Consider the following 20,795-nt stretch of genomic DNA (forward strand, 5'->3'; position numbering starts at 1 on the left):
GCCGCACCGCGAGGCCCTGACGCTCGCCGCGGCAGTTCGGACTCAGCGCGGCAGTTCGAACTGCCGACGTGAGCACGAACTGCCGCCCCGACGCGGAGACGGCGCCGTCAGACTTCCAGGAGCACCGCGGAGCCCTGGCCCCCGCCGCCGCACAGTGCGGCGGCGCCCACCGAGCCGGGCCCGAGCAGCTCCAGCCGCCGGGCGAGGTGCCCCACGACACGCGCCCCTGACGCCCCGATCGGGTGTCCCAGCGCGATGGCGCCGCCGTGCGCGTTCACCAGCTCCGGGTCCAGCCCCAGCATGTCCACCGACGCGAGCACGACCGCCGCGAACGCCTCGTTGATCTCGAGGGCGCCGAGGTCGCGCGGGGAAAGGCCCGCCCGCTCGCAGGCGGCGGCGATCGCGTTCGCCGGCTGCGCGTGCAGGCCGACGTCGGGCCCCGCGACGAGCGCGTGGGAGCGCACGCGGACACCGGACAGCCCGCGTGCCTCCGCGACGTCGTCCGCCACGAGCACCAGGGCCGCCGCGCCGTCGGAGATCTGCGACGCGTTGCCCGCCGTGATCGTGCCGTCCTCGCGGAACGCCGGCCGCAGGCGGCCCAGACCGTCGAGCGTGGAGTCCGGGCGCACGCCGTCGTCGGCCTCCACCCGCACGGTGCCGCGGCGGCCGGGGACGTCGTAGGGCGCGATCTCCTCCGCCAGCAGGTCGGCCGCCTTGGCCGCCCGCGCGTGCGACGCGACGGCGAGCGCGTCCTGCGCCTCGCGCGTGTTCCAGGCCGCGGCGGCCATCGCCTCGCCGTGCCGCTCGGTGCTCAGCCCCATCGAGTCGTGCTCGAACGCGTCGGTCAGCCCGTCGTGCGCCATCGTGTCGATCAGCTCGACCGGGCCGAACTTCTTCCCGGCGCGCGAGCCGACCCAGGCGTGCGGGGCCAGCGTCATCGACTCCATCCCGACCACCGCGACGATCCTCGCTTCCCCGCCGCTGATGAGGCGGTGCGCCTGCACCACCGCCTCCGCCCCGGACAGGCAGACGGCGTTGAGCGTCACCGCCGGCACCGTCATCGGCACCCCCGCGCCGACGCCCGCCTGCCGGGCCGGGTTCTGCCCCGCGCCGCCCTGCAGCACCTGCCCGCCGACGACGACGTCCACCTCCCCCGGCTCCACGCCCGCCGCCGCGAGCGCCGCCGCCAGCGCGTGCGCGCCCAGCGTCGTCGCCGGCACGGACGCGAACGCCCCGTTCGAGCGCACGAACGGCGTCCGCCGGTATCCCGCGATCACGGTCATCGGTGCCCCTCCTCCACCGCCGCGGCCGAGCCGTCGCCCGTCCCGGCCTCGTCGTTCCGATCGTCGTCCAGCTCCACGACCAGCTCTGCCTCGGTCGCCTCGCGCACCTCGTCGACGGTCACGCCCGGCGCCAGCCGCCGCAGCACGAACGCGGCCTCCAGGCCGTGGTCGGTGACGTCGAGCACGGCCCGGTCGGTGACGATCCGGTCGACGACGCCCTCCCCCGTGAGCGGCAGCGTGCAGCGGCGGCGCAGCTTAGGGGTGCCGTCGCGGGCCACGTGGTCCATGAGCGCGACGATCCGCCGCGCACCGACCACCAGGTCCATCGCCCCGCCCATGCCCTTGACGAGCTTGCCGGGCACGGTCCAGCTCGCCAGATCGCCCGTGGCGGACACCTGCAGCGCGCCCAGGATCGCGATGTCGATGTGGCCGCCCCGGATCATGGCGAAGGAGTCGGCGGCGTCGAAGAAGCTCGCGCCGGGCACCGCGGTGACCGTCTGCTTGCCCGCGTTGATGAGGTCCGCGTCCTCGGCGCCCTCGACCGGGAACGGCCCGATGCCGAGCAGCCCGTTCTCGCTCTGCAGCGTGATGCCGACACCCGGCGGCAGGTGGTTCGCCACCAGCGTCGGGATGCCGATGCCGAGGTTGACGTAGTCGCCGTCGCGCAGCTCCGCCGCCGCGACGGCGGCCATCTCGTCACGCGTCCAGGTCATGCCGCACCTCCCGCCGTCGTCGCTGCGTCCGCCGTCGTCGCCGGGGCGGGGCGCACCGTGCGCTGCTCGATGTCCTTGACCCGCTCGCGCGCCAGCACGAGGCGGTGCGTGTAGATGCCCGGCGTCACGACGACGTCCGGGTCGATCGGCTCGTCGGTGATCTCCTCCGCCTCGACGACGGTGACCCGCCCGGCCGTCGCGACCACGGGGTTGAAGTTCCGGGCCGTGTACCGGTAGACGAGGTTGCCGAACCGGTCCGCGCGCCGCGCGTGCACCAGCGACAGGTCCGCGACGATGGCGCGCTCCAGCACGTACCGCCGGCCGTCGATCTCGTCGACCGGCTTGCCCTCGGCGACCGGCGTGCCGACCCCGGTGGGCGTGTAGAACGCGGGGATGCCCGCGCCGCCCGCCCGCAGCCGCTCGGCGAGCGTGCCCTGCGGCACGAACTCCACCTCGAGCGCGCCGTCCAGGTACTGCTGCGCGAACAGCTTGTTCTCCCCCACGTACGACGACAGCACCCGTCGCACCTGGTCGTTCTCCAGCAGGATGCCGAGCCCCTTGCCGTCCACGCCCATGTTGTTGGACACGACCGTCAGGTCCCGCACCCCGGAGTCGCGCACCGCCTCGATGAGGTCGTTCGGGTTGCCGCTCAGGCCGAACCCGCCGACGGCGATCGTCATGCCGTCGTGCAGCAGGCCGTCCAGCGCGGCCACGGCGCTGGGCTGCCGCCGGTCCACCGTCCTCGACACCGTCATCGTCGTCCCCCGTTCTCCTCGACCGTACGTCCGACGGTGGGACCGTCGGGAGTCCCTTCCGCACCCTGCCCGGCCTCCTCGAACCGGCGCAGCACCGCCTCCGCGTGCCGCAGCAGCGGCGCGTCGACCATCTGCCCGCCGACGGTGAGCACGCCGGAGTCGACGGACCTGCCGGCGGGGAGGTCCGCGAGCGCCTCCGCCCGGCCGCTCGCCGCGGCGAGCACCTCGCGCGCCCGCTCCACCTCGGCCTCCGACGGCGCGAACGCGGCGCGCACGACGGCGACGTGGCTCGGGTGCACGCACAGCGACGCGGCGAACCCGCTGGCCGCGGCGTCCTGCGCCTCGGCACGCAGGCCCGCGAGGTCGTCGAGCTCCAGGTGGACGGCGTCGATCGCGGCCTTCCCCGCCGCGCCGGCGGCGAGCAGCACCGCCGACCGTGCGTGCCGCGCGACGTCGCGGTAGCCGCCGTCGTGCCGCCGGCTGGACGTGCCGTGCAAGGAGGCCACCAGGTCCTCGGCGCCCCACGCGAGCGCGACGACGTCGGGCCGCGCGGCCAGCGCGGGCGCGGCGAGCACGCCCGCCGCCGTCTCGCACAGCGCGACGACGGCGTACGGGCCGCCGTCCGGCGCGAGCAACGGGCCGACGAACCGGCCGTCCGCCTTCGGCAGCATCACCGTGCGGTACGGCGTGCGGGCCAGGGCGGCGACGTCGGCGTCGTGCTCCGGGGTGCCGACCGCGTTGACGCGCACGATCACCCGTTCCGGGTCCAGCACCGTGTCCACCAGCGCGGCGCGGGCCGCGTCCTTGCGCCCGGGCGCGACGGCGTCCTCGAGGTCGAGGATCGCCGCGTCGGCGCGGTCCAGGGCCTTGGCGAACCGGTCGGGCCGGTCGGCCGGGCAGAACAGGAGCGCCGGGCCGAGCGTGAACGGGGCGGGGTTCACAGCACGCCCCCGCCGTGCTCGCTCGCGTTCTTGTGCTCGTGCTCCTCGTGGCCCTCGCGCGTCCACATCAGCATGGTCCGTCCGGCCTTCGCCACGACCTCGCCGTCCTGGTTGCGGCCCACGTGCTCGACGGTCACGACGCCCGTGCCCGGGCGCGAGCGCGACAGCCGCCGGTCGAGCACCGTCGTCTCCCCGTACAGCGTGTCGCCGTGGAACATCGGGTGCGGGAACGCCACCTCCGTGAAGCCGAGGTTCGCCACGAGGGTGCCGCGCGTCAGGTGCGCCACCGACAGCCCCACCAGCGTGGCCAGCGTGAGCATCGAGTTCACCAGGGGGCGGCCGAACGGCTGCGTCGCCGCCCACGCCGCGTCCAGGTGCAGCCCCTGGGGGTTCATCGTGACGGACGTGAACAGCACGTCGTCCGCCTCCGTCATCGTGCGGCCCGGCCGGTGCACGTACCGCACGTCCGGCTCCAGCTCGTCGTAGTACAGCCCGCGCTGCACCTCGTCACGCATGACGTGCTCCCTCCTCGCTCGTGCCGAACAGGCGGTTGACACCGTTATCGGGTGCAGAACGACGGCATAACGGTGTCAACCGCCTGTTCGGCACCCGGCCGGGGGTCACGACGCCAGCCCCAGGTCGCGGGCGATGATCATGAGCTGCACCTCCGTGGTGCCCTCGCCCACCTCGAGCACCTTCGAGTCGCGGTAGTGCCGGGCCACCGGGTTCTCGTTGAGGAAGCCGTAGCCGCCGAAGATCTGCGCGGCGTCGCGCGCGTTCGCCATCGCGGCCTCGCCGCCCACGAGCTTCGCCACCGACGCCTCCGCCTTGAACGGCTTGCCGTGCACCTGCTTGAGCGCGGCGTCGAGCCAGCAGAGCCGGGCCGAGTGGACCCGCGCCTGCATGCGCGCGAGCGTGAACGCGATGTGCTGGTTGCCGCCGATCGCATGGCCGAAGACCTCGCGCTCCTTCGCGTAGCGCAGCGCCTCCTCGAGGCAGCCCTGCGCGGCTCCCGTGGCCAGGGCGGCGAAGGCGATGCGGCCCTCGTCGAGCGCGCGCAGGAAGTTCGCGTACCCGCGCCCCTGCTCGCCCAGCAGGTTCCCGGCCGGCACGCGGACGCCGTCGAGCGTCAGCGGGTGGGTGTCCGACGTGTGCCAGCCGACCTTGTCGTAGCTCGGCCCCACGGTGAGGCCGGCGGTGCCCGCGGGCACGAGGAACGACGACAGCTCCTTGTGGACGACGCCGTCCGCGTCGGTCCGCTCGCCGGTCACCGCCGTCACGGTGAGGACGCTCGTGATCGGCGTGCCGGAGTTGGTGATGAACTGCTTGGAGCCGTCGATCACCCACTCGCCCGCTCGCTCGTCGAGCCGCGCGGTGGTGCGCGTGGCGCCGGCGTCCGACCCGGCCCCCGCCTCGGTGAGGCCGAACGCGGCGAGCGCGCGGCCGCTGACCAGGTCGGGCAGCCAGCACTGCTTCTGCTCGTCCGTGCCGTGCCGGAAGATCGGCATGATGCCCAGCCCGACGCCCGCCTCGAGCGTCACCGCGATCGACTGGTCCACCCGCGCGAGCGCTTCGACCGCGAGGCACAGCGACACGTAGTCCTTGCCCTGCCCGCCCACGTCCACCGGGAACGGCAGGCCGAACAGCCCCAGCTCGCCCATCTGCTGGATGATCTCGACCGGCAGACGGCGCTCGGTGTCGTACTTGTAGGCAGCAGGCGCCACCACCTGGTCCGCGAACTCGCGCACCACGGCGCTGAGCTTCCGCTGCTCGTCGGTGAGCACGGTCGACTGGGTCTCGCTGATCATGACGCTCCTCGCGTGGCTGGGTCTGCCTGGGGATGCGCTGCCGCCGCGGCGGGGTGTGCCGGGGCGGGAGCATGGTCCTCGGGGGTGTCGACGGGTGGGTCGACAGGCTCTTCGGCGGTCGGGTCGACGACGGCGACCACCTGGTCGAGGCGCACCTGGTCGCCGGCGCGCACGTCGAGGCGCACGACGCCGCCGACGGGCGCGAGCAGCGGGTGCTCCATCTTCATCGCCTCGACGACGACGACGGTCTGGCCGGCGGCGACGACGGCGCCGTCCGCGACGGGCACCGCGGACACCGTGCCGGGCATCGCGACGCGCACCGGGGCCCGGGCGGCGGCGTCCGCCGCTCCGCCGCCGCCGAGGGCGCGCTCCGCCCGCCGTCGTGCGGCCAGCGCGGCGCGGTCGAGCACCGTGAACGACGCCGCCCGCCCGTCCACGTGCACCCACACCGCCACGGGAGCCGTTGTGGGCGCGATTTCGGGGACTATTCGGTCGCCAATAACCCCCGAGATCGCGCTCACAACGGTGCGGGTGGTGCCGTCGACGGTGAGCATGTGGCTTGCGCCGGCCCGGTCGCCGAGGGTGCGCAGGGACGCGCGCACGGGCTCGCCGTCGTCGATCGTGACGACGGCGTCGTCGGGCGACCCGGTGACGTCGGGCGACCCGGTGACGGCGACGGCGTGCTCCGTGCCCGCCGCGTCGACGAGCACCGCCCGCCGCGGCGCGGGCGCTCCGTTGAGCCGCCAGCCGTCGGCGGCCGACCACGGGCCGGCCGCCGCGAGGGTGCCGCCGTCGAGCGCGAGCAGCGCCGCCGCGACCAACGACCTGTCAGACGTGCGTGTCACCGGGGCGCGCTGAGTGTCTGACACGCCGTCGGGGTCGGCGCCGTTGTCAGACGCACGGCTCACCCCGGCGGGCGGCGCGTCCGACAGCCCGGCGACGAAGCGGTCGATGAGGCCCGTGTCGAGGCGGCCGGCGCGCACGTCGTCGTCGGCGAGCAGGTCGCGCAGGAAGCCGGCGTTGGTCTCGACGCCCAGCACGACGACGTCGGCCAGCAGCCCGTCGAGCCGCGCGATCGCCTCGGCGCGGGTGGGCGCCCAGGCCACGGCCTTGGCGAGCATCGGGTCGTAGTCGCCGGTCACCTCGGCGCCCGTCAGCAGGCCGCTGTCGAGACGGAGCGGCGTGGCGCCTGGTCCGGCCGGCACGCCGGCGTCGTCGTAGCGCAGCACCCGCCCGGCGGCGGGAAGGAACCCGCGCGCGGGCTGCTCCGCGTAGAGGCGGGCCTCGACGGCGTGCCCCTCCAGCCGCACGTCGTCCTGCGCGAGGCCGAGCGGCTCCCCCGCCGCGACGCGCAGCTGCTGCTCCACGAGGTCGAGCCCGGTGACCAGCTCGGTCACGGGGTGCTCCACCTGCAGGCGGGTGTTCATCTCGATGAACCAGAAGGCGCCGGGGACGTCGCCGGGCACGAGGAACTCGACCGTCCCGGCGCCGACGTAGCCGACCGACCGCGCGACCGCGCACGCGGCCTCCCCGAGCCGGGCCCGGGTCGCCTCGCCGACGGCGGGCGACGGCGCCTCCTCCACCACCTTCTGGTGGCGGCGCTGCAGCGTGCACTCGCGCTCGCCCAGGTGCACGACGGCGCCGTGCGTGTCGGCCAGCACCTGCACCTCGATGTGCCGCGGGCGCTCGACGAGCCGCTCCAGCAGCAGGCCGTCGTCGCCGAACGACGCCGCGGCCACGCGCCGGGCCGAGGCCAGCGCACCCGGCAGCTCGTCCGCGACGCGCACCACCTCCATGCCCTTGCCGCCGCCGCCCGCGACGGGCTTGACCAGCAGCGGGAACCCGACGTCGCCCGACGCGGCGACGAGGTCCGCGTCGTCGAGCCCGTCGTCGAGCGTGCCGGGCAGCACCGGCACGTCGTGGGACGCGACGAGGCGCTTGGCGGCCGCCTTGTCCGCCATGGTCTTCAGCGCCTCGACCGACGGCCCGACGAAGACGACGCCGGCGCGCTCGCACGCCCGCGCCAGGGCGGGGTTCTCGGACAGGAAGCCGTAGCCCGGGTGGATCGCGTCGGCGCCCGTCGCGACGGCCGCCGCCACGACCGCCTCGACGTCGAGGTAGCTCTGCGCGGCGGGCGCCGGACCGAGCCGGACGGCGACGTCGGCCTCCCGCACGTGCCGGGCTCCCGCGTCGGCGTCGGAGTACACGGCCACGGAACGGATCCCCAGGCGGCGCAGCGTGCCGATCACGCGGCACGCGATCTCGCCGCGGTTGGCGACGAGGACGGTGGTGAAGGGTCGGGTGCTCATGACGCTCACATCCGGAAGAGCCCGAAGCGGGGCTCGTCGTCGGGGGCGGTCGGGGAGCCGCCGGGCAGCGGGGTGCGGGCGCACACGCCCAGCGCGAGGCCGAGCACGCGGCGCGTGTCGGGCGGGTCCACGATGCCGTCGTCCCACAGCCGCGACGTCGCGTGGTACGGGTCGCCGGCCACCTCGTAGCCGTCGCGGATCTCGGCGCGGAACGCCTCCTCCTCGCCCGCGTCCCACTCCTCGCCGCGCCGGGCGAGCTGGTCACGCTTCACGGTGGCGAGCACCGACGACGCCTGCGCGCCACCCATCACCGAGATGCGGGAACCGGGCCACGACCACAGGAAGCGCGGCGAGTACGCCCGCCCGCACATGGCGTAGTTCCCGGCGCCGAACGAGCCGCCCACGATGACGGTCAGCTTCGGCACGCGCGTCGTCGCGACGGCGGTGACCATCTTGGCGCCGTCCTTGGCGATGCCGCCCGCCTCGGCGTCGCGGCCCACCATGAACCCGGAGATGTTCTGCAGGAACAGCAGCGGGATCCCGCGCTGGTCGCACAGCTCCACGAAGTGCGCGCCCTTGAGCGCGGACTCGCGGAACAGCACGCCCGCGTTGGCCAGCACCCCCACCGGGTGGCCGTGGATGCGCGCGAACCCCGTGACCAGCGTGGTGCCGTACTCGGGCTTGAACTCGTGCAGCTCGCTGCCGTCGACGATGCGGGCGATCACCTCGCGCGGGTCGTACGGTTGCTGCACGTCGACTGGTACAGCGGCGTACAACCCGTCCGGGTCGACGGCAGGTTCGCGCGACGGCGCGACGTCCCACGCCGGCTCGGGGTCCGGCGGCAGCGTGCTCACGACGTCGCGCACGATGTCGAGCGCGTGCTCGTCGTCGTCGGCGAGGTGGTCGACGACGCCGGACCGCCGCGCGTGCAGCTCCCCGCCGCCCAGCTCCTCCGCCGTGACGTCCTCGCCGATCGCGGCCTTCACCAGCGGCGGGCCGCCGAGGAAGATCGTGCCCTGGTCGCGCACGATGACGGTCTCGTCGCTCATCGCCGGCACGTACGCACCGCCCGCCGTGCACGAGCCGAGGACTGCCGAGATCTGCGGGATGCGCGCCGCCGACAGCCTCGCCTGGTGGTAGAAGATCCGGCCGAAGTGGTCGCGGTCGGGGAACACCTCGTCCTGCCGGGGCAGGAACGCGCCGCCCGAGTCCACGAGGTAGACGCACGGCAGCCGGTTCTCCAGCGCGATCTCCTGCGCCCGCAGGTGCTTCTTCACGGTGAGCGGGTGGTAGGTGCCGCCCTTGACGGTCGCGTCGTTGCAGACCACCATCACCTGCCGCCCGCTCACCAGCCCGATGCCGGCGATGACGCCCGCGCCCGGCCAGGCCCCGTCGTCCACGCCGAACGCCGCGAGCGGCGCCACCTCGAGGAACGGGCTGCCCTCGTCGAGGAGCCGTGCCACGCGGTCCCGTGGCAGCAGCTTGCCGCGGGACGTGTGCTGGTCGCGCGACCGCTGCGTGCCGCCGCGCGCGGCCGCGGCGGTGCGCTCGCGGAGCCGGTCCGCGAGCGCTCGCTGCGCCTCGTCGTTGGCGCGGGCGGCGTCGGCACGGGGGTCGACGGCGGAGTCGAGGACGGTCACGCGGGCTCCTCTCCCTCGGCGGCCGGGCCGTCCCCGCCCAGCAGCACGGCGAGCGCCGGGTCGGCGAGCACCGCCCCGAGCTCGGCGAGGAAGCGGGCGCCCTGCTCGCCGTCCACCACCCGGTGGTCGAACGTCAGGCTGAGCGTCGTCACCTGCCGCAGCGCCACCTCGCCGTCGTGCTCCCACGGGCGGCGGGCGACCTGGCCGAGGCCGAGGATCGCCGGCTCGCCCGGGTTGAGGATCGGCGTGCCGGAGTCCACCCCGAAGACGCCGATGTTCGTGATGGTCAGCGTGCCGCCCGTCAGCCGCTCGGGCGTGGTGCGGCCCGCGCGGGCCGTCGTCGTGAGGTCCGTCAGCGCCGCGGCGAGCCCCGGCAGCGACAGCGTGTCCGCGGCGGGGACGTGCGGCACGACCAGCCCGCGGTCGGTCGCGACGGCGATGCCGAGGTTCACGTGCGTGGGCCGGACGATCTCCGCCTCGCCGCCCGGCAGGTCCACCCAGCGGCTCGTGAGCGACGGGTGCTGCGGGAGCAGCGCCAGGACGGCCCGCGCCACCAGCGCCAGCACCGTGATGCGCTGCCCGCCCGCCATCGGGTGCGTCTTGAGCCGGACCAACAGCTCCATGCTCGCCGTGACGTCCACGGTGAGGAACACCGACGCCTGCGGCGCCGCCGCGCTCGCGACCATCGCCGCCGCCGTGCGCTTGCGGACGCTGCGCACCGGGGTGCGCGTCTCGCCGTCCGCCGTCCTCGCGGGGGCCGACGTCGAGCCCTGCGCCGCCGGGGCCGCGGTGCCCGACGACGCCGCCTCGACGTCGTCCCGCGTGATGCGTCCGTGCGGGCCGGTCCCCGTGACCGTGGCGAGGTCGATCCCGCGCTGCCGCGCCAGCGCCCGCACGACCGGCGTCGAGCGCGGCCGCTCCCCCCGCCCGTCCGACGCCGGGGCGGACGCGACGCCGTTCGCGGCGACGGCCGGTGCCGCCGCCGTCGCGACGTGAGCCGAGACTGCGGCCGGGGCGTCCCGGCGCCGTCGTCGTGCCGGGCGTCCCGACCGCGCGGGCCGCGCGCCGTATCCGACGAGGTTCGGCTCCGGGCTGTCCTCCCCTGCCGAGCTGTCAGAGCCAGGACGGGCCATACCCCGCTGTGGCTCTGACAACTCCCGGGCCTGGGAGTTGTCAGAGCCAGGACCGGCTATACCCGGCTGTGGCTCTGACAACTCGCCGCCGGTCGACAGGTCGAAGGTCACCAGCGGCTCGCCGACCTCGACGGTCTGCCCCTCCTCGGCGTGCAGCACGCGCACGACGCCGGCGCACGGCGACGGCAGCTCCACCAGCGCCTTGGCGGTCTCCACCTCGGCGATCACCTGGTTGAGCTCGACGGCGTCGCCCACGGCCACGCGCCACTCGACGACCTCGGACTCGGTCAGTCCCTCGCCGAGGTCGGGCAGCTTGAACTCGCGCGTCGCCATCACGCTCCCACCTCCACGCCGGCGCCCGACGTCGGCACCCGGCCCAGCGCGCGGTCGATGCCGACGAGCACGCGGTCGAGGTCGGGCACCTGGTTGCCCTCGAGCTTCGCGGGCGGGTACGGGATGTCGTACCCGGTGACGCGGACGGGCGGCGCCTCGAGGAAGTCGAAGCAGCTCTCGGTGACCGACGTCGCGATCTCCGCCCCGACGCCGGCCTGCCGCGGCCCCTCGTGCAGCACGACGAGCCGTCCGGTGCGCCGCACGGACGCCGCGATCGTGTCGTGGTCGATCGGGGACAGCGAGCGCAGGTCGATCACCTCGACCGAGACACCCTCGTCGGACGCCGCGGTCGCGGCGTCGAGCGCCGTCGCGACGTGCGATCCGAACGTCACGAGCGTGACGTCGTCGCCCGGCGCGACGACGCGCGCGGCGCCCATCGGCGGCGCGTCGTCGAGCGGCAGGTCCGCGTCCACCTCGCCCTTGACGTGGTACAGCCGCTTGGGCTCGAAGAACACGACCGGGTCGTCGCACGCGATCGCCTGGCGCAGCACGGTCGACGCGTCCTGCGGGTTCGACACCGACACCACGCGCAGCCCGGCGGTGTGCACGAAGTACGCCTCCGGCGACTCGGAGTGGTGCTCGGCGGCGCCGATGCCGCCCGCCACGGGGATGCGGATCGTCACGGGCAGCCTCACCTTGCCGTTCGTGCGGGCGTGCATCTTGGCGAGCTGGCTGACGATCTGGTCGAACGCCACGTAGACGAAGCCGTCGAACTGGATCTCCACCACGGGCCGGTACCCGCGGTACGCGAGGCCCACGGCGGTGCCGAGGATGCCGGACTCCGCGAGCGGTGTGTCCACCACACGGCGGGGGCCGAACTCCGCCTGCAGGCCGTCGGTCACGCGGTACACGCCGCCGAGGCGGCCGATGTCCTCGCCGAGCACCATGACGGTCGGGTCGTCGGTCATGGCCTGGCGCAGCCCGGCGCCGAGCGCCTTGGCGAGGGTCAGGGTCCGGGCCCCGGTCTGGATCGTCATCGGTCGGCCCCCTCGGCGCGGTCGTTCGTGGTCTCGGAGGTGTCGGCGGCGTCGAAGCCCGCCAGGTACGCCGCGTGCTCGGCCCGCTCGGCCGCCACGGTCGGGTGCGGCTCGGCGTACACGTGGTCGAAGACGCTCAGGGGCGGCGGGTCCTGCAGGGCGACGACTCCGGAGCGCAGCTCGGCGGCGACGGCGTCGGCCGCGGCGCGCACCCGCGCCTCGTCGTCGTCGGTGAGCAGGCCGCCGGCCCGCAGGTACGCCGCGAGCCGCGCGACCGGGTCGCGCTCGGCCCAGGCGTCCAGCTCGGACGCGTCGCGGTAGCGGGTCGGGTCGTCGGCGGTGGTGTGCGGGCCCATCCGGTACGTCACGGCCTCGACGAACGTCGGGCCGCCGCCCGTGCGGGCGCGGTGCAGCGCCTCGCGCGTCACCGCGAGGACGGCGAGCACGTCGTTGCCGTCCACGCGCACGCCCGGGACGCCGAAGCCGTCCGCCCGGCGCACCAGCGGCACGCCCGACTGCAGCGTCACCGGCTCGGAGATCGCCCACTGGTTGTTCTGGCAGAACAACACCAGCGGCACCTGCCACGTCGCCGCGAAGACGAACGCCTCGTTGACGTCGCCCTGGCTCATCGCGCCGTCGCCGACGTACGCCACGACGGCGGCCGTGCCGTCGTCACCCGCCTCGACGACGCCGCGCTCGAGGTCCGCCTGGATCCCCAGCGCGTAGCCCACGCCGTGCAGGGCCTGCGCGCCGATGATGACCTGCGGCGTCGCCATGTTCACCGCGTACGGGTCCCAGCCCGAGGCCGTGATGCCGCGCCACACGCGCAGCAGGTCCACCGCCGCGACGCCGCGCTTGCGGGCGACGGCGTGCTCCCGGTAGCTGGAGAACACGAAGTCGTCGGACCGCAGGGCGGCGGCCGAGCCCACCTGGGCGGCCTCCTGGCCCTGCAGCGGCGGCCACAGCGCGAGCTCGCCCTGCCGCTGCAGCGCCGTCGCCTCGGCGTCGATGCGCCGGGCCACGACCATCTCCTCGTACAGCGCCAGCAGCGCCGCCCGGGCGTCGTCCGTGCCCGCGTCGACGTCCGTCAGCCAGCGGTCGAGCGCCGGTTCCGGGTGTCGCACGCCCTTTTCGTCGAGCAGCCGGAGCGGCACGTCGCCGGGTCGAGCCGCGCTCGCCGCGCCGGCCGCCGTCGTGCCCGGGCTCGTGCTGCCGTTCGAGCTGCCGTTCGTGCTGCCTGTCGTCGTTCCGTCCGTCGTACCGGACGCCGTCTCCGCCCGCGCTCCACCCGCTCGTGACAGGTCGTCGCGGGACGTCGAACCCATGGTGCTGGGCATCGTCGCCTCACCTCGCGTGTCGCCGGAAGCTCGTCGTCGAGCGCCGGATACCGCGAACGTAACGCCGCTCACAGAGTGCGACCAGCACCCCGCGACACGTTGAGCAGAGTGCTCAGGCCGACCCCGTTAGGCTGGTCGATGTGCGCAGCTACGACGCCGTGGACCTGAGCCTCCTGACGGCCCTCGCCGACGACCCGCGGGCCACGATCGCCGCGCTCGCGGAGCGCCTGCGCCTGTCCCGGAACACGGTGCACGCTCGGCTGACCCGGCTCGAGGAGTCCGGCGCCTTCCTCGACTTCGACCGGCGCATCAACCCCGCCGCACTGGGCCACCCGCTGACGGCGTTCCTCGAGGTCACCGTGCGCCAGCGCGAGCTGCCCGCCATCGTCGACCGGCTGGCCGAGATCCCCGAGGTCGTGCAGGCCTACGGGCACAGCGGCGCCGCCGACCTCCGCGTGCACGTCGTGTGCCGGGACACCGACCACCTGTTCCGCATCGACGCCGCCATCCTCGCCATCGACGGCGTCGAGCGCACCGAGACGTCGCTGTCCATGGGCGAGCTCATCCCCTACCGCATCCGGCCCCTCATCGAGGCGGCGCGCCACCAGCTCTGACCGCTGTCCGACGACCGACCGCGACGGCTGTCCCGGGAGCTCCGAGGGGCCGTCGCGGTCGGTCGCGGTGACCTGGCCGCGTCAGGCGGCCTCCGCCAGGTCGGCACGGGAGACCGCCGGCCGGTCGGTGTCCGGGCGGGGCAGCGCCGGGGTGCGGTCGTGCCGGACCACCGACACCAGGGCGACGAGGCCGCCGAGGGCGGCGAGCAGCGAGACCGTGACGTTCAGCCCGGGGGCGCCGCTGGGGAGGAAGGTCGAGATGTCCCAGAGCGCGTGCGCGGCCATCGCGACGACGAGCAGGCCCGTCGAGCGGCGGAAGAGGTAGAGCGTGAGGCCGGTGAGCGAGGCCAGCACCAGCTGCTCGAACCCCTGCGCCACGGTGTTGCCCTGGAGGACGTTCAGGAGGTGCATGGAACCGAAGGCGAGCGTGGTCACCAGGACGGCGACGCCCTCACAGCGGGCCTTCCCGCGCAGGGCACGCAGGACGAACCCGCGGAACAGCAGCTCCTCGGTGAGGCCGACCAGGGCTCCGGCGACGAGGATCGCGGCCAGCAGGCCGCCGTCGACGGCGGACCAGGACGCGACGGCGAACCGTGCCAGCGTCGCCGCGCCGAAGGCCCCGAGCGCGAGCCACATCGGCCACCGCATCCGCAGGCGGGATGCGTCCTTCCAGAGGTGGTCCCACCGGGTCAGGGCACGGACGACGAGCAGGAACACCGCACCGAGGGCGAGGCCGAGCACCGGCCCGTGCCAGGCGTTCGACGCCGAACTGAACATCTCCTGGTAGCCGATTCCCGACGCGAGCTGGGTGCCGGTGAAGATCGATGCGTAGACCGCCGCGACACCCCCGGCCAGCCAGAGCGACGGCTGCCGACGGGTGGCGTGCACCGCGCGGTCCTTCGTCACGGACCCCTGGTCGATGCTCATCTCATCACTTCCCTGTCCAGGACCCCGACGTCTTCGAGGTCATGGCTCCACCCTCCCGCCGATGCCGGCGCGGGTCGTCGTGCCGGGGACGTCACCTCGGCGTACTCCCGGAGGACTACGCGGGCCCGCCCCGGTCACGGAGGTGAGCTCAGGCCTCCCACGTGACGACGAGGTCGGCCCCGCCGCGGGCCGCCCGGATCAGCTCGGCGTTGACCTGGTCCGAGCCGCGCGCCCAGCGGCGGGCGTCGTCGCGGCTCTTGCCGAAGGCGTGGTGACGCTCCTCCAACCGCGCGAGGCGGACGTCGTCGGGCGCGTCGAGGTACCAGACCTCCGCCATGCGGGCCCGCGCCTGCGGCCAGGCCCCGGTGGGAGTGAGCAGGTAGTTGCCCTCCGTCACGACCAGGGGAACGTCGGACGGCACGGCGACGCCCGCCGCCACGGGCTCCTCGATCTCGCGGCGGAACACGGGCGCGTACACGGGCGGGTCGCCCGGCCGGGCGTCCGCGAGGCGGGCGACCAGCGCCGCGTACCCGGCGTCGTCGAACGTGTCGACGGCGCCCTTGCGGTCGCCGCGGCCGAGGTCCGCCAGGACGGCGTTCGACAGGTGGTAGCCGTCCATGCCGACCTCGACGGCGAGCGCCGGCCCGAGGGCGTCGACGACGGCGCGCGCGAGCGTGGACTTCCCCGCTCCGGGCGCGCCGACGATCCCGATGATCCGCCGCTCGCCGGGCACCGCCAGCCGCCGGGCGCGTGCGACGAGCTCCGCCGTCGTCATCGCGCCCGGCTCCGGCCGCTTGTCGGGGCCACGATCCTGAAGACCTGCTCCTGGCCCTGACAACTCATGCGTCCCGGGAGCTGTCAGGGCCCGGGACGTCAGAACCTTCGCGTGGCTCTGACAGCTCGGGGAGGTGGGCGAGCCAGGCGCGCGGCCCGACCTTCCCGACGCGCACGCTGGCGACGCGCACCGCGGCGGCGCAGGCGTCCGGCAGCGCTTCTCCGCGGGCGAGGGCCACGGCCAGCGCGCCGTGGAACGCGTCGCCGGCGCCGAGCGTGTCCTGCACGTCGACCTCCGGCACGGGCGCGGTGCCGCGCTCGCCGACCTCGACGGCGCCGTCGTCGCGCCGGCGCGGCCGGGCCCAGGTGACCGGGTCGCCGCCGTGCGTGACCACCACGGACCGCGCCCCGAGCAGCAGCGCGCCGTGCTCGGCGTCGGTCGCGCCGGGCACGACGTCCGCGGGCACGGTGAAGTCCGCGCTGAGGGCCGCGACGTCCGCCGCGGGCAGCAGCTCCGCGAACACGGGCCGCCACCGCCCGCCGTCCACCACGATGACCGGCCGGGGGCGCAGGACGTCGACGTGCGCCAGCACCGCCCGGGCGATCTCGGGGTGATGACCGTCGAAGAGGACGACGTCCGGGCGCCGCAGCCCCGCGAGCGCGTCCGGCCGGGGCGCGGGCACCGCGACGAGCGCGGCGTCGGGCGAGACCACGGACCGCTCCCCCGTCGCGTCGTCGACGAGGACCGCCGAGACGGCGAGCGGGAACTCCTCGTCCGGGCCCGCGACGTCGTGCACCTGCACCCCGCGGTCGTCGAGGTCCACCCGCACCGCCTGCGCGATCGGTCCGGCCCCCAGCGCGCTGACGAGGATCGCGTGCGTCTCGAGCGCGGCCGCCGTCACGGCGGCGTTGGCGGCCGGGCCGCCGGCGGCGACGTCCTGCCGCGAGGCCGTGACCTTCTCGTTCGGGCCCGGCCGTCCCGTCGCCCGGTGCACGACGTCGAGCGTCGTCAGCCCGACGAACCAGCAGACCACCATCGGTCCCCCTCTCTCCGTCGTGGGCACTCGGTCAGCGGCCGGTGCCGTCGACGGCGTGCGGCTCGATGGCGGCGATCTCGTCGTCGGTGAGCGCGGGCGCGGACAGCGCGGCCACGTTGTCCTCGAGCTGCGCCACGGACGACGCGCCGATGAGCGCCGACGTCACGCGCGCGTCTCGCAGCACCCACGACAGGGCGAGCTGCGCGAGCGTCTGGCCACGCCCGTCGGCGATCGCGTTCAGCGCGCGCGCCCGGTCGAGGTAGGTGTCGGTGAGGTTCGACGACGACAGGAACGGCGAGTCGCTGCGCGCGGCACGCGAGCCCTCCGGCGCCGAGCCGCCCAGGTAGCGCCCGGTGAGCAGGCCCTGCGCCAGCGGGGAGAAGACGATCGTGCCGACTCCCAGGTCCTCGACGACGTCGAGCAGCGACTCGCTCTGATGGCCGTCGTAGGCGTCGTCGCGGTCCGCGATCTCCACGTGCCGGTTGAACATCGAGTAGCTGGGCTGGTGGATGAGCAGCGGCACGCCCAGGTCGGCGAGCACCTGCGCGGCCTCACGCGTGCGCGACGGCGAGTAGTTGGAGACGCCGACGTACGTCGCCTTGCCCTGCTGGACGGCGGACGCGAGCGCGCCCATCGTCTCGGTCAGCGGCGTCGAGGGGTCGGGCCGGTGGTGGTAGAAGACGTCGACGTGGTCCAGGCCCATGCGGGTCAGCGACTGGTCGAGCGAGGAGAGCAGGTACTTGCGCGAGCCGTGGTCGCCGTACGGGCCGGGCCACATGTCGTAGCCGGCCTTGGTGGAGATGACGAGCTCGTCGCGGTACGGCGCGAGGTCCTTCGCCAGGTGCCGTCCGAAGTTCTCCTCCGCCGAGCCGTAGGGCGGGCCGTAGTTGTTGGCCAGGTCGAAGTGCGTGATCCCGAGGTCGAAGGCCCGGCGCAGGATGGCGCGCTGCGTGTCGAACGGGTTCACGTCGCCGAAGTTGTGCCACAGGCCCAGCGACAGCGCGGGCAGGTCGAGGCCGGAGCGGCCCGTGCGGCGGTAGGTCATCGACTCGTAGCGGGCGTCGTCGGCCAGGTACCGAGGTGCGAGAGACATGACCCCATCCTCGCGCATGGCCCGCTCACAGCGCGGTCAGCTCTCGGCGGGCGGCACCGGGAAGTTGGCGCGGAACACGTTGTCCGGGTCCCAGTCCCGCTTCACCTCGCGCAGCCGGGTGAGCGTCGGCTCGGGGAAGGCGTCGAGCAGCCGCTCGGGCCGGGTGTCGGTGTCGAACGACAGGTACAGCCCGTCGGTGTACGGCGCCATGACGTCGTCCCACACGGCGTCGAGCCGGTCCTGCAACGACGACATCGCCGACAGCAGGAAGTTCTGGTGCCGGTGCGCGTACGCCGTCTCGCCCACCTCGACGTCGTTCGCCGCCCCGCCGGTGGCGCGCACCTGCAGGAAGTACGCCTCCCCCGACAGCGCGAGCTTCTCGAACGCCCGCGCCGTCGCCGTGTCCAGGTGCGCGACCAGCCCGGAGCGCACGGCGGGGTCGCCGCCGCCCTGGTGGTGCTTCTCGCCCGCCTGCACGACGCCCGCGTAGGGCAGCAGGTACGCCTGGTGGCCCAGCAGCGGCCCGGCGCCGGCCAGCCGCTCGAGCTGCTCGACGGCGGCGTCCGTGTCGTCGCCCGCCCACACGGTCATGAGCTGGGCGACCGGCCCCTCCCCACGACGTCCCGGCGACAGGATGAGGAAGCTCGTGAGCTCCCGCGGTGCGGACTCGACGACGGCGCCCCACCGCTCGAGGGTGCCCGCGACGTCGGTCGCGTCGAGCGTCATCTGGGAGAACACGACGGCGCCCTGGTCCCCCAGCGCCATCGCCTCGATCTCCACCCACGTCACGACGCCGAGGTTGCCGCCCGCGCCGCGCAGACCCCAGAAGAGGTCGGGGTTCTCGGCGGCCGACGTCCGGACCACGCGCCCGTCAGCCGTGACGACCTCCGCCGCGACGACGTGGTCGATCGTCAGCCCGTACAGCCGGCCGAGGAAGCCGACGCCGCCCGCGGTCGCGAGCCCGCCGACGCCCACGCCGCCCGAGTCGCCGGAGCTGATCGCCCAGCCGCGCGGCGCGAGCGCCTCGGCGACGCGGCCCCACGTGGCGCCCACCCCGACGCGCACGCGCCGGGTGGCCTCGTCGACCACCTCGACCTGGTCCAGCGCGCCCAGGTCGACGACGATCCCGCCGTCGTTGGTCGACCGGCCGCTGATGCCGTGCCCGCCCGACCGCACGCCGAGCGGCACGTCCTGCGACCGCGCGAACCGCACGGCCTCCGCGACCTGCGCGGTGTCGTGAGGACGGAGCACGAGGCCGGGCGCACCGGAGCGCAAATAGTTGTGCCGCACGGCGTCGTACGCGCGGTCGCCGGGCTCGACGGCGGAGGGCGCGAGCGCCGCGGGGACGGCGGCGTAGTCGATGCCGGGCCGGCGCAGCGCGATCGCCCGCCCGCCACGCTGGGTCGCGGCGGGCGCCGTGCCCGACGTCGCCCGCTCGCGCGCCACCAGCTCGCGGACCGCGGGCGCGACCTCCTGCCCGTACACCTGGATGAGGCCCGGGTCGTCGGCGGCGAGGATGACGGTGCCGATGCCGTCCTCGAGCGCGAGCGCCGCCAGCTCGTCGACCCACTGCTCCACCGGCCCCTGCAGGAACCCCTGCGGCTGGGCGGTGACCGCGCCCTGCACGTTGAGCAGGCGGCGGATCTCGGCCGGGTGGCGCCCCGCCTCCTCGGCGGCCTCGTCGATGATGGCGTGCCCGCGCTGCAGGTCGCCGTCCTGGAGGTACGCGAGCGAGGGCAGCCAGCCGTCGGCCTTGCGGGCGATGAGCCGCAGCATGCGCGGCTTGAGCGCGCCGAGCCAGATCGGGACGTCGTGGGCGGGCTCGGGCCCGCGCTTGGCGCCGACGACGCGGTGGTGGGCGCCCTCGACCCGCAGCGCGCGGCGCTCCCGGCCGTCCCAGATCCCGCGGACGATGTCGAGCGCCTCCTCGAGCGCGTCGACGGACTCCCCCGGCGTGAGGCGGTCGCCGCCCATCGCGACGATCGGGTCCCAGAACCCGCCGGCGCCGAGGCCCAGCGCGGCGCGTCCGCCGGAGAGCAGGTCGAGCGACGCGACGGCGCGTGCGAGCACGGCGGGCGGGCGCAGCGGCAGGTTGAGCACGTTGCCCGCGACGGTGACGCGCTCGGTCTGCGCGGCCACCCAGGACAGCAGGGTCCAGGTGTCGAGGAACCCCGGCTGGTACGGGTGGTCCTGGAACGTCACCAGGTCGAGCCCGGCCGCCTCGCTGGCCTGCGCGAGGCGCACCGGCTGCTGCGGGTCGCGGTTCGTGGGGGTGAGGAACGTGCCGAAGACCAGGTCGTGGCCGTAGTCCGTCATGCGGGACCTTTCGCGGGAGGACCGCTCCCGTCGCCCGGGAGATCGTCTGTCGTACAGACGATATCAGCAGCAACTCTTCTGACGCACCGCGCATTCCGCGTACGATGGCGCGGTGAGCACCACCGCCGACCCCACGCGCAGCACCGCGGAGACCTCCCCTGGCCCGGACGCCCCGTCCCCGCTGGGCTGGTCGCTGGCCGCGCTGCTGCGCGAGTGGAGCGCGCGCGTCGCCGCGGCGTGCGCGGACGTGCCGCACGGGGGCCGCGGGTACGAGGTGCTCGCCGCCGTCACGCACGACGCCCCGCCCACCCAGGCGGCGCTCGCCGCCCGGCTCGGCATCGACCGCACCGTGATGACCTACCTCCTCGACGAGCTGGCCGGCTGCGGCCTCGTCGAGCGGCAGCCCGACCCGGCCGACCGCCGCGCCCGCCGGATCGTCGTGACGGAGCACGGCCGCGCCGTGCTCGCCGACCTCGACGCCCGCGTCCGCGTCGCGGAGGACGAGCTGCTCGCCGGGCTGGACGACGCCGAGCGCGACGCCCTGCGTCACCTGCTCGTGCGCGCCGCCACCGGCGCCGCGCCGGGCGACGACCGCTGCGCCGTCGTCGCGCGCGTGGTCGATCCCTCCTGACAGCCGGAGACGCATCGAGCGTGCTGACTTGTTCCTCAGACGTCCTGTTTGAGGAACAAGTCAGCAACCGCGATTGCGGCCCCCGCACCCCCCCCAGGCCGCCCCCCCGGCCGG

At 75.0% G+C, this 20,795-nt stretch carries 18 protein-coding genes; 2 read left to right on the top strand and 16 right to left on the bottom strand.

The window, feature by feature from the left end:
• Positions 1-107 precede the first annotated feature (107 nt).
• From ABZ493_RS19385 to ABZ493_RS19435, 11 genes are all read right to left on the bottom strand, one after another.
• Positions 108-1,283, bottom strand: coding sequence for an acetyl-CoA C-acyltransferase (locus ABZ493_RS19385; RefSeq protein WP_430583763.1), 1,176 nt, complete (start codon positions 1,281-1,283; stop codon positions 108-110).
• Positions 1,280-1,996, bottom strand: coding sequence for a CoA transferase subunit B (locus ABZ493_RS19390; protein ID WP_430583764.1), 717 nt, complete (start codon positions 1,994-1,996; stop codon positions 1,280-1,282). Before ABZ493_RS19390 ends, ABZ493_RS19385 begins: the two co-directional genes overlap by 4 nt.
• Complete coding sequence (locus ABZ493_RS19395) at positions 1,993-2,751, bottom strand: CoA transferase subunit A (RefSeq protein ID WP_430583765.1); 759 nt, start codon at positions 2,749-2,751, stop codon at positions 1,993-1,995. The genes ABZ493_RS19390 and ABZ493_RS19395 overlap by 4 nt, the downstream gene beginning before the upstream one ends.
• Entirely contained in the window at positions 2,748-3,692 is a 945-nt protein-coding gene (locus ABZ493_RS19400) for a CoA ester lyase (RefSeq protein WP_430583766.1), read from the bottom strand. The genes ABZ493_RS19395 and ABZ493_RS19400 overlap by 4 nt, the downstream gene beginning before the upstream one ends.
• On the bottom strand, positions 3,689-4,207 hold the full coding sequence (locus ABZ493_RS19405) for a MaoC family dehydratase (RefSeq protein ID WP_430583767.1): 519 nt from the start codon (positions 4,205-4,207) through the stop codon (positions 3,689-3,691). Before ABZ493_RS19405 ends, ABZ493_RS19400 begins: the two co-directional genes overlap by 4 nt.
• Positions 4,208-4,312: 105 nt before the next feature.
• Positions 4,313-5,500, bottom strand: coding sequence for an acyl-CoA dehydrogenase family protein (locus tag ABZ493_RS19410; RefSeq protein WP_430583768.1), 1,188 nt, complete (start codon positions 5,498-5,500; stop codon positions 4,313-4,315).
• Positions 5,497-7,809: a biotin carboxylase N-terminal domain-containing protein gene (locus ABZ493_RS19415; RefSeq protein ID WP_430583769.1), complete on the bottom strand. Its 2,313-nt coding sequence runs from the start codon at positions 7,807-7,809 to the stop codon at positions 5,497-5,499. Before ABZ493_RS19415 ends, ABZ493_RS19410 begins: the two co-directional genes overlap by 4 nt.
• A gap of 5 nt (positions 7,810-7,814) precedes the next feature.
• Positions 7,815-9,449, bottom strand: a complete 1,635-nt coding sequence (locus ABZ493_RS19420) for a carboxyl transferase domain-containing protein (RefSeq protein WP_430583770.1) — start codon at positions 9,447-9,449, stop codon at positions 7,815-7,817.
• Positions 9,446-10,915, bottom strand: coding sequence for a dihydrolipoamide acetyltransferase family protein (locus tag ABZ493_RS19425; RefSeq protein ID WP_430583781.1), 1,470 nt, complete (start codon positions 10,913-10,915; stop codon positions 9,446-9,448). Before ABZ493_RS19425 ends, ABZ493_RS19420 begins: the two co-directional genes overlap by 4 nt.
• Complete coding sequence (locus tag ABZ493_RS19430) at positions 10,915-11,952, bottom strand: alpha-ketoacid dehydrogenase subunit beta (RefSeq protein WP_430583771.1); 1,038 nt, start codon at positions 11,950-11,952, stop codon at positions 10,915-10,917. Before ABZ493_RS19430 ends, ABZ493_RS19425 begins: the two co-directional genes overlap by 1 nt.
• On the bottom strand, positions 11,949-13,289 hold the full coding sequence (locus ABZ493_RS19435) for a thiamine pyrophosphate-dependent dehydrogenase E1 component subunit alpha (RefSeq protein ID WP_430583772.1): 1,341 nt from the start codon (positions 13,287-13,289) through the stop codon (positions 11,949-11,951). The genes ABZ493_RS19430 and ABZ493_RS19435 overlap by 4 nt, the downstream gene beginning before the upstream one ends.
• A gap of 140 nt (positions 13,290-13,429) precedes the next feature.
• Between ABZ493_RS19435 and ABZ493_RS19440 the strand changes: the two genes are divergently transcribed.
• Complete coding sequence (locus ABZ493_RS19440) at positions 13,430-13,903, top strand: Lrp/AsnC family transcriptional regulator (protein WP_430583773.1); 474 nt, start codon at positions 13,430-13,432, stop codon at positions 13,901-13,903.
• Positions 13,904-13,984: 81 nt separating this feature from the next.
• On the opposite strand, the gene ABZ493_RS19445 is transcribed toward ABZ493_RS19440, so the two are convergent.
• From ABZ493_RS19445 to ABZ493_RS19465, 5 genes are all read right to left on the bottom strand, one after another.
• Entirely contained in the window at positions 13,985-14,830 is an 846-nt protein-coding gene (locus ABZ493_RS19445; RefSeq protein ID WP_430583774.1) for a CPBP family intramembrane glutamic endopeptidase, read from the bottom strand.
• Between the two features lie 148 nt (positions 14,831-14,978).
• Entirely contained in the window at positions 14,979-15,605 is a 627-nt protein-coding gene (locus tag ABZ493_RS19450) for a nucleoside/nucleotide kinase family protein (protein ID WP_430583775.1), read from the bottom strand.
• Positions 15,606-15,669: 64 nt separating this feature from the next.
• Positions 15,670-16,641 carry a PfkB family carbohydrate kinase gene (locus tag ABZ493_RS19455; protein WP_430583776.1) on the bottom strand — a complete coding sequence of 324 codons (972 nt, stop codon included), beginning with the start codon at positions 16,639-16,641 and terminating at the stop codon, positions 15,670-15,672.
• A 31-nt stretch (positions 16,642-16,672) separates the two neighbouring features.
• Positions 16,673-17,734: an L-glyceraldehyde 3-phosphate reductase gene (gene mgrA / locus ABZ493_RS19460; protein WP_430583777.1), complete on the bottom strand. Its 1,062-nt coding sequence runs from the start codon at positions 17,732-17,734 to the stop codon at positions 16,673-16,675.
• A gap of 36 nt (positions 17,735-17,770) precedes the next feature.
• Entirely contained in the window at positions 17,771-20,050 is a 2,280-nt protein-coding gene (locus ABZ493_RS19465; RefSeq protein WP_430583778.1) for an LLM class flavin-dependent oxidoreductase, read from the bottom strand.
• 112 nt (positions 20,051-20,162) lie between these two features.
• On the opposite strand from ABZ493_RS19465, the gene ABZ493_RS19470 reads away from it, so the two are divergent.
• Positions 20,163-20,681: a MarR family winged helix-turn-helix transcriptional regulator gene (locus ABZ493_RS19470; protein ID WP_430583779.1), complete on the top strand. Its 519-nt coding sequence runs from the start codon at positions 20,163-20,165 to the stop codon at positions 20,679-20,681.
• Positions 20,682-20,795 lie beyond the last annotated feature (114 nt).

Source organism: Isoptericola sp. NPDC019482 (genome assembly GCF_040632295.1).
In the GTDB taxonomy this organism is placed as follows: Bacteria; Actinomycetota; Actinomycetes; order Actinomycetales; family Cellulomonadaceae; genus Isoptericola.